The organism is Pseudobutyrivibrio ruminis, assembly GCF_015057245.1.
GTDB classification, from domain to species: domain Bacteria; phylum Bacillota; class Clostridia; order Lachnospirales; family Lachnospiraceae; genus Pseudobutyrivibrio; species Pseudobutyrivibrio ruminis_E.
This window is the reverse complement of sequence record NZ_SVET01000003.1, coordinates 131,480-144,600: the sequence shown is the minus strand read 5'-3', so window position 1 is coordinate 144,600 and position 13,121 is coordinate 131,480. Positions and strand designations below refer to the sequence as shown.

11 protein-coding genes are annotated in these 13,121 nt (G+C 39.3%); 9 read left to right on the top strand and 2 right to left on the bottom strand.

The window, feature by feature from the left end:
• Window positions 1–20 precede the first annotated feature (20 nt).
• From E7274_RS04400 to E7274_RS04390, 3 genes are read left to right on the top strand one after another with little or no spacing between them, the layout of a single operon-like run.
• A complete protein-coding gene (locus E7274_RS04400) occupies window positions 21–1,553 on the top strand; it encodes a glycoside hydrolase family 43 protein (RefSeq protein WP_304174055.1) in 1,533 nt (510 codons plus the stop codon).
• A 25-nt stretch (window positions 1,554–1,578) separates the two neighbouring features.
• Complete coding sequence (locus tag E7274_RS04395) at window positions 1,579–2,526, top strand: glycoside hydrolase family 43 protein (protein ID WP_304174053.1); 948 nt, start codon at window positions 1,579–1,581, stop codon at window positions 2,524–2,526.
• Window positions 2,519–2,767 carry a DUF6171 family protein gene (locus E7274_RS04390; RefSeq protein ID WP_033154513.1) on the top strand — a complete coding sequence of 83 codons (249 nt, stop codon included), beginning with the start codon at window positions 2,519–2,521 and terminating at the stop codon, window positions 2,765–2,767. Before E7274_RS04395 ends, E7274_RS04390 begins: the two co-directional genes overlap by 8 nt.
• A gap of 4 nt (window positions 2,768–2,771) precedes the next feature.
• Here the strand turns inward: E7274_RS04390 and E7274_RS04385 are convergent, their stop codons facing one another.
• The gene (locus tag E7274_RS04385; protein ID WP_304174051.1) at window positions 2,772–3,692 is read right to left on the bottom strand and encodes an ArsR/SmtB family transcription factor; all 921 of its coding nucleotides are present in this window, start codon (window positions 3,690–3,692) and stop codon (window positions 2,772–2,774) included.
• A gap of 399 nt (window positions 3,693–4,091) precedes the next feature.
• On the opposite strand from E7274_RS04385, the gene E7274_RS04380 reads away from it, so the two are divergent.
• The 4 genes from E7274_RS04380 to E7274_RS04365 are packed head-to-tail and all read left to right on the top strand — an operon-like array spanning window position 4,092 to window position 8,917.
• Window positions 4,092–5,519 carry an ABC transporter substrate-binding protein gene (locus E7274_RS04380; protein WP_304174048.1) on the top strand — a complete coding sequence of 476 codons (1,428 nt, stop codon included), beginning with the start codon at window positions 4,092–4,094 and terminating at the stop codon, window positions 5,517–5,519.
• Window positions 5,520–5,579: 60 nt separating this feature from the next.
• On the top strand, window positions 5,580–6,476 hold the full coding sequence (locus tag E7274_RS04375) for a carbohydrate ABC transporter permease (RefSeq protein ID WP_044938225.1): 897 nt from the start codon (window positions 5,580–5,582) through the stop codon (window positions 6,474–6,476).
• A gap of 1 nt (window position 6,477) precedes the next feature.
• Complete coding sequence (locus E7274_RS04370; protein WP_081828665.1) at window positions 6,478–7,347, top strand: carbohydrate ABC transporter permease; 870 nt, start codon at window positions 6,478–6,480, stop codon at window positions 7,345–7,347.
• Between the two features lie 49 nt (window positions 7,348–7,396).
• Window positions 7,397–8,917 (top strand): alpha-N-arabinofuranosidase, encoded by a 1,521-nt coding sequence (locus E7274_RS04365; protein ID WP_304174047.1) that lies wholly within the window; start codon window positions 7,397–7,399, stop codon window positions 8,915–8,917.
• Window positions 8,918–8,997: 80 nt separating this feature from the next.
• Here the strand turns inward: E7274_RS04365 and E7274_RS04360 are convergent, their stop codons facing one another.
• A complete protein-coding gene (locus E7274_RS04360) occupies window positions 8,998–9,903 on the bottom strand; it encodes a UbiA family prenyltransferase (RefSeq protein WP_304174045.1) in 906 nt (301 codons plus the stop codon).
• Window positions 9,904–10,130: 227 nt separating this feature from the next.
• Between E7274_RS04360 and E7274_RS04355 the strand changes: the two genes are divergently transcribed.
• Complete coding sequence (locus E7274_RS04355) at window positions 10,131–12,128, top strand: NAD(P)/FAD-dependent oxidoreductase (RefSeq protein ID WP_304174043.1); 1,998 nt, start codon at window positions 10,131–10,133, stop codon at window positions 12,126–12,128.
• On the top strand, window positions 12,121–13,080 hold the full coding sequence (locus E7274_RS04350; protein WP_304174041.1) for a polyprenyl synthetase family protein: 960 nt from the start codon (window positions 12,121–12,123) through the stop codon (window positions 13,078–13,080). Before E7274_RS04355 ends, E7274_RS04350 begins: the two co-directional genes overlap by 8 nt.
• Window positions 13,081–13,121: the final 41 nt, after the last annotated feature.

Sequence of the window (13,121 nt, the reverse complement as noted above, 5' to 3'; positions counted from 1 at the left end):
TTATTAATGGAGGATAACGCATGAAAAAATTTATTTCATGTGTTCTAGCAGTTTCTATGGTTGGAGGTCTGGTGGCTTGCTCAAGCTCTGAATCTAAAGAGAAAAATTACACGGTCAGCTATGACGGTATTGCCACAGGTGACGTTTCTTCTTCGGGCGTTTCAGTCCACGACCCATCCATATTAGAAGTTGATGGAACATATTATATTTATGGTAGTCATATGACTGCAGCGAAAAGTACAGATTTACTTAATTGGGAAATGATTGGCGATGGCTATATGAAATCTAATCCTGTTTATGGTCAGATTTATGATGTGGCAGATGAAGCTTTTGCTTATTCAGGATCCAAGGATAGTATTATCAAAACAGACGATGGCGGCACACATGTGTGGGCACCGGATGTTATTTACAACGAGACAACAGGTCTTTATTACATGTACTATTGTACAACCAGCACATTCAATGCATCGAATCTTTGCTTTGGTACCAGCGAATCGCCAGAGGGACCATTTGAATGGCAGGCACCACTAATTTATTCAGGCTTTAACCTTAGCAATGTGGATTCTACAGATGTACTTGACTATGTTGATGAGGACTATGTAAAGAAAAACTATATTAAAAGTGGTGGCTACAATTACGAAGATTATCCAAATGCAATCGACCCTACAGTATTTTATGATGCTGATGGAAGAATGTGGATGGTTTACGGCTCTTGGTCTGGTGGTATATTTTTGCTTGAGCTAGACCCAGAGACTGGTCTTGTAATTCATCCAGAGGCTGATGAAGCAAACAATGTTGACCCATACTATGGCAAGAAGCTTCTTGGTGGTGGACACATTTCCATTGAAGGACCATATATTATGTACGATGCTAACACAGATTATTATTATCTGTTTGTATCTTATGGCACTTTGACTAGCAACGGTGGATATCAGATTCGTGTGTTCCGTTCTAAAACAGTGGATGGCGAATACGTTGATATGAATGGCGAATATCCAGAGAAGAGTGCTATGCATGAAAACTATGGACTTAAGCTTTCTGGTAACTATAAGCTGCCTAGCTTGGACAGAGCATACATGGCCACAGGCCACAACTCTGCTTTTGTGGATAGCGACGGAAAGGAGTATTTGGTTTACCATACTCGTTTCAACGATGGAGGAGAGAATCATTCTCCAAGAGTGCATCAGATGCTTATGAATGCAGAAGGATGGCCATGCGACTTACCATATCAGACTCAGGGTGAGACTGTTTCTGAAACTGGTTATAGCATGGATGAGGTAGAGGGAAGATATTATTTCATCAATCAGGGTACAGATATTTCTAGTGATATCGCAAATCCGATAATCATTTATCTGAATTCTGATGGCACATGTGAGGGCAAAGAAGTTTCTGGTACATGGTCGATGACAGATGGTTCATACTATATGAACATCACAATTGATGGAAAAGATTATAGCGGCGTGTTCTGCAAGATGCAGGATGAAGCCGGCACAGAATGCATGACATTCTCTGCTGTTGGAAGCAATGAGAGTGTTTGGGGAGTAAAATATTAATAAGGCCTTAAGGTGGAGAGTGAAAATGGACAAAAATTTTGAATACAATAAACCATGGATTTTGCAGAGAGCAGATCCATATGTATACAGACACACAGATGGCAAGTATTACTTTACTGCCTCTGTGCCTGAATACGATAAAATTGTGTTGCGTGTAAGCGACACATTGGAGGGCCTTGGGGTCGCTGGGGAAGTGGAAATTTGGCATAAGCATGAAAGTGGCCCAATGTCTAAGCACATTTGGGCTCCTGAACTACATTATCTTTTTGGTAAATGGTACATTTACTATGCAGGTGGAGAGGTAGAGGATATCTGGAAGATTCGTCCATATGTCCTTGAGTGTCAGGGAGATGACCCTATTCATGACGAGTGGATTGAAAAGGGCAAAATGACAAGAGCTGATAGTGATGAGTTTTCATTTGAGGCATTTTCTCTGGATGCAACAGTATTCGAAAATGATGGAAAATGGTATTATATTTGGGCAGAGAAAGTTAGCGTAGGCAAGCAGATTTCTAACCTTTATATTGCCAGAATGAAAAACGGATATACGTTAGAAACAGAACAGGTACTTCTCACTACACCTGACTATGACTGGGAACGTCATGGATACTGGGTAAATGAAGGCCCTGCAGTACTTCAGCGCAACGGCAAGATTTTCGTTACTTACTCTGCAAGCGATACAGGTATTAACTATTGCATGGGTATGCTTACAGCAGATGCAGATAGTGATTTGCTTGATCCATTATCTTGGAAAAAGGAGCGTTATCCAGTTCTTGCTTCATCACCAGAGCATGTGGTATATGGGCCAGGTCACAATTCATTTACAGTAGATGAAGAGGGCAATGATATCCTGGTTTATCACGCTAGAACAGAAACAGAGATTGTGGGGGACCCACTTTACAATCCAAATCGCCATGCAATGCTTATGAAGTTTGATTGGCAGGATGGAAGACCAGTGTTTAATTATGATTGAAAACAGAGTTTGTGCAAGATGTCTGCTTAGAGATATGACAAGAGCAGATGCTGAAATGATTGAAAAATACAAAAATGAACTTAAAGCACAGGACCAGGTGGACGATGATGAATATGAGCGCCGCCTGGCCCTCTGTAAAAATTGCGTCCAGCTAAATGCAGGTACATGTATGTCCTGTGGATGCTATGTAGAATTAAGGGCAGCCATGAAGGCTGCCCATTGTCCACGTAAATCGTGGTAGATATTTAATTGATTGGGCTATAGTTGATGGATACTCGAATATCCTGACCATAGTTACCAAATGTCTTACCAAACAGTGTGACACCACCGATGTGTTCTGCGTCGTCTTCAACGGCGATGCGGAAATCAAGTGGCTGTCCAGGTTTGAGCTTCAAATCGTCTATAGTAACATCTGAAATCTGAAGACCATCAATATAAGTTCCAAACTTATTTACAACAAGAAGCTTTAAAAGGCCGTACTGATTCCAGTTTGGTGGCCACCAGTCAGGTGTAAACATTCCAAGTATTTCGCCACCGAAATCCCCAGGACTTGTCCACATACCTACTTTTTTACCATTAATAGAAAATGATATATCGCTAGGCCAATTGGTGTCGATTCCAGGCGCCTCAGATGAAATCTCAAATGAGATGGATATTTGAGTGATATTGTTGTTGCTAGGAACGAGATTTGGCAAAGCGTACTCTACGTAACCCTTTGTGAACCACAGGATATCTGCGTTGAAGTGATCTGGATGAGCAAAGTATCTTGCATCATCGATTTCACCAATAACAGATGCACTGTTTGCAAGGCCACAAGTTGGGCAAATATCGTATTTTGAAAACTGTCCCACTTTAATATCTGTAGTAGATACGTTTGCTAAATCAAGTGGTTTTTCTATTTCTATGACTATTTTGTCTTGAATTACTGAGCATAGCTTTGAATTGCCGTGACTGGCAGATTCGTTAGAAGTGGAGATGAGTCCGCATTCTTCAAGCTTTTTAATGTGACCAGTGAGCGCACCGTTGCTAAGATTTAGCTGAGTAGCAAGCTGATTCATGCTCATGCGGTCGTTTTCCAATAGTATGTTTAGAATCTGAATACGAACATCAGAACCTAAAGCTTTAAAAAGCTCGACTCCATCATCCAGGGAAGTTATGTGTATCATAACGTTTCTCCTTTTTATGATTTCTTAAAATATTACTCTTAATTATAAAATTTAACAAAATGGGTGTCAATATAGTTGAGCTTTAGAATTCTATTATTTTAGCAAAAGATAAAATTATTGATGAAAATATACACTTGAAAGCCTGAATTGACAAACAACTTGTTAATAATTGCTAAATCATCCGTGTCTTTTTTGTGAATATTAAAAGAACATCCAAAATAGTTTAGAAAAAACTAAAATAATTATTGACTTGCTGTAGTGGCAGGTTATAATTAAACCATAATAGTTATTGAGCTTTTAGAAAAATATGTTGATTAACTACCAAGCCTCAGTTAATTGTACTATTTATAAAAGCTTGAAACAATTACAACATTTCTTTTTTACAAAAGGAGGAGAAGAATGAAGAAGAAATTGATTAGTGCACTTCTTTGCACATCAATGGCAGCTAGTTTATTTGCTGGTTGCGGTGGCGCTTCAGAAGGTGGGGTAGATCCTGATGCTGCTACAGAAGAAGAAGAAGCTGCTGAGGAAACAGCAGAATCTGAGGTTGTAACAAACACATTTGGTGATCCAAATGGTACACACTTAGAGATGTGGACATTCGTTGAGCTTCACGGTCAGCACTACGGTGTTATGGCTGAGGAGTGGAACAAGCAGCATCCAGACAACACAATCGAAATTACATGTACAACATATCCATATGGCGATATGCACACAAAGCTTCTTACAGCTCTTGAGGCTGGCACAGGTGCTCCAGATATCTGTGACGTAGAAGTTGGTCAGTTCCCTAACGTAGTTGAAGGTCTTGATCAGTGGCTTGTACCATTAAATGATTACGCTGCTGATTACCTTGATACAATGGTTACAGCTCGTATGGAAACATATCAGGGTGAGGATGGTAACTACTACGGAGCTCCATACCACGTAGGTGCTACAGTAATGTACTACAACGTAGCTGCAATGTCAGAAGCTATGGGACTTACACAGGATGAAGTAATTGCTAAGATTGATGCAGTTAAGACTTGGGATGATTATGCAGCACTTGGTGAAGAGTACTTAGGAAATGTTTCTGAGGAAGGTAAGTACTGGACATCAGTTGATACAGGCGGTGTTGATTGGCTCTGGATTGCAATGGCTGAGTACGGTGATGACTGGACAGGCGGTTTCGATGATCCAGCAAACGTTCAGCTTGATTCAGTTAAGAACATGCTTTCAATGCAGCAGGATTGGTTAAAGTCAGGTCTTGCAGAGGTTTCTCCAGACGGACATGTTGACCTTGAGGCAGGCTTCCAGAACATTATGGATAGAAACATCGTTTCATTCCCTAAGGCAATGTGGTATATGTCACGTTTCACAAACTACATGCCAGATGAAGCAGGCAACTGGTACATTGCTAAGTGCCCTGTATTTGAGGAAGGCCAGATTTGTTCTGTAGGTATTGGTGGTACAGGTACAGTTGTTACACAGCAGTCTCAGAATATTGATCTTGCAGCAGAGTTCCTTTGCTGGGCAAAGATGTCAGAAGAAGGCGAGCAGCACATCTGGGATACACTTGGATTTGACGTATGTAACGCAGCTCTTTGGACAGATGATGCATTCGCACATGATGAGAACAACCAGTACAACCAGTTCTTCATCAACTATCCATATGATGTATTAGCTGATATCGGAATGGACAACATTGGAAAGATTTCAGTAGTTTCTATCAGCCCAACAATCAATGAGTACTTCTGCACAACAACACTTAACGAAGTACTTGAAGATCCAGATTACTCAATTGATGATGCACTTCAGGAAGCACAGGATGCAATTGATATGGAGCAGTAGGAAATTATTTTTAAGGGCCGCCTAGGCGGCCCTATTTTAAAAGATGGAGAAAGGTGCATTATGAAAATCAAGAACTTTTTATATTCTCAGAAGGTGGCACCATACGTTTTTGTTTTACCTTTTGTATTAAGTTTTTTCTTCTTTTGGGTTTATCCTCTTATCACAGCTTTCACAATGAGCTTTCAGGATATTGGGGCTATTAAATCAGAATGGATTGGGTTTGCTAACTATTCAAAGCTATTACAGGATAAGGTATTTCATATTGCTGTATGGAACAGTGTGAAATACATGTTCTTTACATTAGTATTATTAATTCCATTCCCTATGCTTTTTGCAGTTTTGCTTGATAGTCATTTGGTAAAGGCAAAGGGTGTATGGAAGGCAATTTTATATATGCCAGCATTAACATCAGTTGTTATTTCTGGTACACTTTTCCGCCTGATGTTTACTGAGTATACAACAGGTCAGATGAATATGATTACAGCGGCTTTAGGCCTTGGAACATATAAATGGTTAAAGATGGGCTGGTCAGGTATGCTCGCCCTCTTAATCGTAGCTTGCTGGAGATGGACAGGTGTAAACATGCTTTACTTCTTGTCAGGTCTTAAATCAATCGACAGCTCTTTATATGAAGCAGCTGATATCGATGGAGCTACAGGTTGGCAGAAGTTCAAGTTCGTAACACTTCCTCTTCTTAAGCCAACAACAGTTTACGTACTTACAATTTCAGTATATGCCGGTCTTGCAATGTTCCTGGAGTCATACATGTTATGGGCAGGAAATTCATCACCAAACAATATTGGACTTACAATTGTTGGATATTTGTACAAGCGTGGTATTGAAAAGAATGATATGGGTTATGCATGTGCAGTAGGTGTAGTACTTCTTATCGTTGCTCTTATCATCAACTTTGCTCAGCTTATATTCAACGGAACATTCAAGAAGGGAGAGGATTAATATGTCAAAGCAAAAGACAATGTCTGGCACTCCTAAGAGAACGGTAGGCACAATACTTGGAACAGGATTTTTTGTAATCCTATGTTTAATCATTATTTTCCCTGTATTTGCAGGTTTACTTGCTTCATTTAGACCTGGTACAGAGCTTATTCGTAGAGGTCTTTCAATTGATTTGAACCCTTCTACAATGAACCTTGATAACTACAAATATTTATTCAGCGGCAATGCTGACAGTATTAAATATTTCATGTGGTACAAGAATTCGTTATTAATTACCATTATTTCGGTAGCACTTACTTTGATAGTTTGTTACTTTGTTGCATATGGACTGACAATGTATGAGTTCAGATTCAAAAATCTACTTTTCACAATCGTACTTGCAACAATGATGGTACCTTTCGAAATCTTAATGCTTCCACTTTACAAGGAAATTATTGCATTAAAGCTTATTGATACTTACACAGGTGTAATCATCATAGGTATCTGCGGCGCATCAACAATTTTTTTCTTCAAGCAGTACTTATCAGGACTGCCAAAGGATTTGCTTGATGCAGCAAGAATTGATGGATGTTCAGAATATGGCATTTCAGTGAGAATCATCCTTCCTCTTGCAAAGCCTGCATTTGCATCAATGGGTATCCTTTGCGCAATGGGTTCATGGAATGCAATTCTGTGGCCACTCTTAGTACTTAAGGGAGCAGAGAAGTTTACACTTCCAATCGGACTTAATACATTGCTTACACCATACGGCAACAACTACGATGTACTTATTGCTGGATCAATGTTTGGAATTTTACCAATCTTCATAATCTTCCTTATTTTCCAGAAGTACATTATTGATGGAATGACAGCAGGAGCTGTTAAGGGCTAAAGAATTTAGATGAGCTTGTGAGTGTAACAGGCGGAATGGAGGATAGCCAGTGGCTAAATTAGTTATTAACAATGAAAACAAGAAGAGTACCATTGCTCCAGAAATCTATGGACATTTTTCTGAGCACTTGGGACGCTGTATTTATGAAGGCTTATACGTAGGCGAAAATAGCGACATTCCTAATGTAAATGGAATGCGTACAGACGTTGTAGAAGCGCTTAAAGAGATGAAGGTTCCAGTACTTCGTTGGCCAGGCGGATGCTTTGCTGATGAGTATCACTGGATGGACGGAATTGGTCCAAAGGAAAAGCGTAAGAAGATGATTAACACTCACTGGGGTGGAGTAGTTGAGGATAATAGCTTCGGTACTCACGAGTTCTTCGAGCTTTGTAGACAGCTTGGCTGTAAGACTTACGTCAATGCAAATTTAGGTTCTGGTACTGTTCGCGAAATGAGCGAATGGGTGGAATATATGACATTCAACGGTGTTTCTCCAATGGCTGATCTCAGAAAAGAGAACGGACATGAGGAGCCATGGGTGGTTGACTATCTTGGAGTTGGTAATGAAAACTGGGGCTGCGGCGGCAATATGAGACCTCAGCACTATGCAGATGAGTATAGACGTTACCAGACTTATGTTAGAAACTACAATGGAAACAAGCCAATAGCAAAGATTTGCTGTGGCCCTAATGTGGATGATTATCATTGGACAAAGGGAGTTTTGGATACATGCTTTGACCACACACCAGAACAATTCCATGGATTCATGGATGGTCTTTCTCTTCATTATTACACTCTTCCAGAGACAGAGGACGATTGGAATGTCAAAGGAAGCGCTACAGACTTCACTGAGGAAGTATTCTATCAGACATTGAAGCGTAGCTACTTTATGGAAGAGCTGATTAACAATCATGGCGCAATCATGGATCAATATGACCCTGAAAAGAAAATCGGTCTTATGATTGATGAGTGGGGTATTTGGACAGATGTTGAGCCAGGTACAAATCCAGGATTCTTATATCAGCAAAACACAATGCGTGACGCTCTTGTTGCAGGTATGAATTTGAACATCTTCAACAAGCATTCTGACAGAGTAAAGATGGCATGTATCGCCCAAATGATTAACGTGCTTCAGTCAGTAATGCTTACAGATGGTGAAAAGATGATCAAGACTCCTACATACTATGTATTCAAGATGTATCGTCACCACCAGGGAGCAACACTTCTTGGCTCAGACTTACTTAATGGCGGAACAGTAGGCGCTGGCAAGAATGAACTTCCAAAGATTTTCGAGTCTGTATCAGAGGATGCAGATGGCGTTATTACTATTACCCTAACAAACAACTCTCTTGAATCATCAGAGGATGTTGATGTTCAGCTTACAAAGGATGGCGGCGCTTACAATGTATGCGAGGCTGTTTATGTAACAGGTAAGATGGCTGATCACAACACCTTTGATAATCCAGAGGTTGTAAAGGAACTAGAGTTTAAAGACTACAGCAAGACTTCAGAGGGATTGAAGGTTACACTGCCAGCTTGCTCAGTAGTCAGCATAAGATTAAAGAAATAATAATAATCTTCTTTTTCATATCCTTCCATAAATAAAAAACCAGCAATCAGGCTTAGCGGGGCTTGATGCTGGTTTTTATTTTATCTGTACATTAAAAATGACAGTGTAAGAGCAATGAAGTATGAAGCATTAACAATGATAAAGTTCTTAATTGCTGTAATAAAAGTTTTTGACTTTATCTGTTCTTTACGAAATACCCTTATATTACTTTCTACTAGAGGAAATGAAAGTAAAAAGATGAGGGCAATAATAGGAAGAATTTTTAATGCAACCATTGCTATCACTGCGGCGTAGCATAAGTAGTAAAGAGTAGCAAAAACACGTACGCCATTTTTCTGTCCTATGTAAAAAATCAGAGTATGTCTATTTACAGCAACATCTTTTTCTAAATCACAAGTGTTGTTAGCAACCATGATATTGGAGGTGGTAAATGTGTTTATTAGCGAAAAGAAAATGAAGCTAATAAGTGACCAAAGCATAAAGTGAAATGATAAAACACCATCCTTATATTCTAAAACAATATAGTTGTCAGGATTATTGATGTAAACCATCAGAAATGGAATAAACATGCCATAAGCAATACCTGAAAATACTTCCCCTAGAGGGATTCTTGAAATAGGCATAGGACCAAAGGTGTAAAAAATCCCAAGGCCAAAGCAGAGTGCTCCAAGTAAAAGAACTACAATACCTGTTTTAAATGCAAGATAGAGTCCCATTACAGTGCTTATAAAGAGCATACATATTATGAGGAATAATGAAACATCTCTTCTGAAAGGGAGCATTTCCGGATAATCTTTACTATCAATATAGTTGTTGATAGCTGTAGTAGCTAAATCAAAAATAAAAGCTGCAATACAGAAGATTACCATTAATGGAACATTTATTGGCTCCTTTAAAAAGAGCATATACATAAGTGTATTTGCAAAAGCGAATGTGCTGGTAATCTTTGTTTGAATCTCTACAAACTTTAAAAACTTCTTAATCATAAATCTCTCCTATACATAAATTAGGTAATTATATTATACGAACAGTTAGTCTTGTGAAACTTGGCAATAATAACACAAATTTCGATTGAAAGATAGTGCAAAATGCTATTTGTGAAAATTTAAACAAGTTCCATCTTGTAGCGCACAATAGATTATGGTACAATTTGGTTCCGCAGCAATGCGTTGGAGAATATTAAAGAAAAGAAATTACTAGGAAGGAATGAATCATGATTAAGATTGTTGTAATCGGAGCAGGTTACGCAGGCGTTCTTGCCACAAAGAAACTTGAAAAGAAGCTTCGTAAAAAGAAGCTGGCTGATCTTACAGAAATCACTATCATCGATAAGCATCCATATCATACAATGCTTACCGAACTTCACGAGGTAGCGGCTTGCCGTGTTGGTGAAGAGAGTATCAAAATGAACCTAAAGCAGATATTTGCCGGAAGAAAGGTAAATGTAGTTTTAGATGAAGTTACAAATGTAGACTTTAAGGACCAGAAGGTTAAGGGTAAAACACAGGAATATGACTATGACTATTTAGTAGTTGCAGCTGGTTCAAAGCCAACATACTTTGGTGTTGAAGGCGCAAAAGAAAACAGCTGGCCACTTTGGTCATATGATGACGCTGTAGCCCTTAGAGATAGAATTCACAACTGCTTCAGAATGGCAGCTGATGAAGTTGATCCTGCAAAGAGAAAAGAGCTTCTTAGCTTTTATGTTGTAGGTGCAGGATTTACAGGTGTTGAAATGGTAGGCGAGCTTGCTGAGTACACACCTATCCTTTGCAAGAGATTTGGTATCGATAGAGAAGAAGTTACTATCGTTGACGTTGATGGTTTATCTCGTCCAGTACCTATCTTGCCAGAAAAGCTTTCTAACAAAGTAGACAGACGTCTCAAGAAGATGGGTGTCGAAGTTGTTATGAATACAAGTGTTGTTGGCGTTGGTCAGGGCACTATCAAGCTTAAGCAGAATGACAATATTACTGAGCATGTAGCTGGAACAGTTATCTGGACAGCTGGTATCGAGAGCTCAGAAATCACATCAGAGCTTGCTTCTAGAGTACAGAGCGGTGGTAGAGGACGTATTCAGGTAGATGAGTACCTTCGTTCAGTAGATTACGAAAACGTATATGTAATTGGTGACAACATGCTCTTTACAGCTCCAGGAGAGGAGCGTCCAGTTCCTCAGATGGTTGAGAATGCAGAGCACTCAGCAGCTACAGTTTCAAAGAACATTGTGGCTGAGATTACAAAGTCTGGAGAGAAGGAAGCTTACAATCCTAAGTTCCACGGCGTAATGGTTTGCGTAGGTGGACGTTACGGTGTTGCAAGAGGTGGATTAGCAAAGCACCAGATTAACTTCGCTTCATTCTTTGCTATGTTTGCAAAGCACTTTATCAATATTATTTACTTCATCCAGGTTATGGGATGGACAAAGATCATCAGCTACTTAAAGCATGAGTTCTTTACAATCAGAAACAATCGAAGCTTCCTCGGCGGACATTTTTCTAACAAGACACCAAGCTTTTTATTAGTTCCACTTAGATTCTGGCTTGGATGTGTTTGGGTATTCGAAGGTGTAATGAAGATTGTTGAGGGTTGGTTAACAACACCAATGCTTGCAGGTTTCTTCGGTGGAGCAAACTCATGGTTTGATTCACTTCTTGGACGTATTGATCCTGCAGCAACAGACGCAGTTGCTTCAGCTTCAACAGAAGTAGTTGATACAGTAGCTTCAGCATCTACAGCAGTAGCAGATGCAGCAGTTAGCACAGGAACAGTTCTATTTGATTTCAACCTAAAGATATTTGAGCTTATCCTTGTTTCTGGAACTGATTTAGCATCATCAACTATTTCAGATATTGCATTTAAGATTCAGGTTCCATTTGTAGACTGGTTCGTAAACAATGCAGTATTAGCTTCAGATGGTATGCAGATGTTTATGCAGATTGTTATTGTAATTATGCAGATTCTCATTGGTCTTGGACTTATGGGTGGATGCTTCACATTCCTGTCAGCAGGTGTTTCACTTGTACTTCAGGCAATGTTCGTTACAACAACAGGCTTATACTTAAACACATTCTGGATGATATTTGCAGGAATAGCAGTACTCATCGGTGGTGGTTACACAATTGGTATTGACTACTACTTAATGCCATTCTTAAAGAAGCATTGGAAGAACGTTAAGTGGGTAAGAAAGTGGTATCTATATAATGACTAATAATGTAGTAGATTTTGAGACTGCATTTGAACAAGTAAAAAAAGAAGTAGCAAAGCTTTTAACTAAAGGACCAAGCCTTATCAGCGGATATACCTCCTATCTGACAGAGGCTACAGGCAAGATGATGAGAGCAAAGGCTGTTTTAGCCTGTGCCATGGATGAAAATGATATGGTGCCTAGGGATGCAATTATTTTTGCAGCAGCTGTTGAAACTCTTCATCTGGCCACATTGGTTCATGACGATATTATGGACGACGCTGATACCAGGAGAGGTCAGATAACTCTTCAAAAGAAATCCGGCAAGCGAAATGCTGTGATTTGTGGAGATTATCTTTTGGCTTCAGCAATTAGAGAAATTGCCAGTGTAGATGATACAGATAAATACAAGAATTTTGATTTTTCAAAATATGTAGAGGCTATCGCTTTAGGAGAGCTTCGTCAGAATATCAACAACAGAAATTTTAGACTTGGAACTTTTAGATATCTATCTATCATAGATGGCAAAACAGCAGCACTTTTTGAAGCATCTTTCCATGCTGGTGCAATGGCTGGCAATGCCACAGAAAAAGAAATAAAGCTTTATCGTAGGCTTGGTCGATATACAGGAATTGCATTTCAGCTTACAGATGATTGCATCGATTATGAAGTGAGTGAGGACACTGCACTGAAACCAGTTCAGTCGGATTTTGAAAATGGAGTTGTTACACTTCCACTTATTCACACATTTGAAGAGGATGCATCACTAGCTGAAAAAGCAGAAAAGGGTCTCATTTCTAAAGAAGAAATTTTGAAAGAAGTATCAAAGCATGGTGGAGTTGAATATACTCACAAAACTGCTGAAAGATACTATAAAAAAGGCGTTGACGCCATAGAAGCGCTTCAGCTTTCAGGTAAAAAGAGAGAGATTTTAGAAGGGCTTATCACAAAGGCATATGTAGGCCTAAAAAAATGATATTTGGGTGGTTTCACTACCAAATATATATTTCATCAAAA

Excerpts from the sequence above, each read along its gene's own strand:
- E7274_RS04375 (WP_044938225.1), top strand. The coding sequence starts at position 5,580 with ATGAAAATCAAGAACTTTTTATATTCTCAGAAGGTGGCACCATACGTT.
- E7274_RS04385 (WP_304174051.1), bottom strand. The coding sequence starts at position 3,692 with ATGATACACATAACTTCCCTGGATGATGGAGTCGAGCTTTTTAAAGCT.
- E7274_RS04395 (WP_304174053.1), top strand. The coding sequence starts at position 1,579 with ATGGACAAAAATTTTGAATACAATAAACCATGGATTTTGCAGAGAGCA.
- E7274_RS04380 (WP_304174048.1), top strand. The coding sequence starts at position 4,092 with ATGAAGAAGAAATTGATTAGTGCACTTCTTTGCACATCAATGGCAGCT.
- E7274_RS04350 (WP_304174041.1), top strand. The coding sequence starts at position 12,121 with ATGACTAATAATGTAGTAGATTTTGAGACTGCATTTGAACAAGTAAAA.
- E7274_RS04400 (WP_304174055.1), top strand. The coding sequence starts at position 21 with ATGAAAAAATTTATTTCATGTGTTCTAGCAGTTTCTATGGTTGGAGGT.
- E7274_RS04355 (WP_304174043.1), top strand. The coding sequence starts at position 10,131 with ATGATTAAGATTGTTGTAATCGGAGCAGGTTACGCAGGCGTTCTTGCC.
- E7274_RS04360 (WP_304174045.1), bottom strand. The coding sequence starts at position 9,903 with ATGATTAAGAAGTTTTTAAAGTTTGTAGAGATTCAAACAAAGATTACC.
- E7274_RS04370 (WP_081828665.1), top strand. The coding sequence starts at position 6,478 with ATGTCAAAGCAAAAGACAATGTCTGGCACTCCTAAGAGAACGGTAGGC.
- E7274_RS04390 (WP_033154513.1), top strand. The coding sequence starts at position 2,519 with ATGATTGAAAACAGAGTTTGTGCAAGATGTCTGCTTAGAGATATGACA.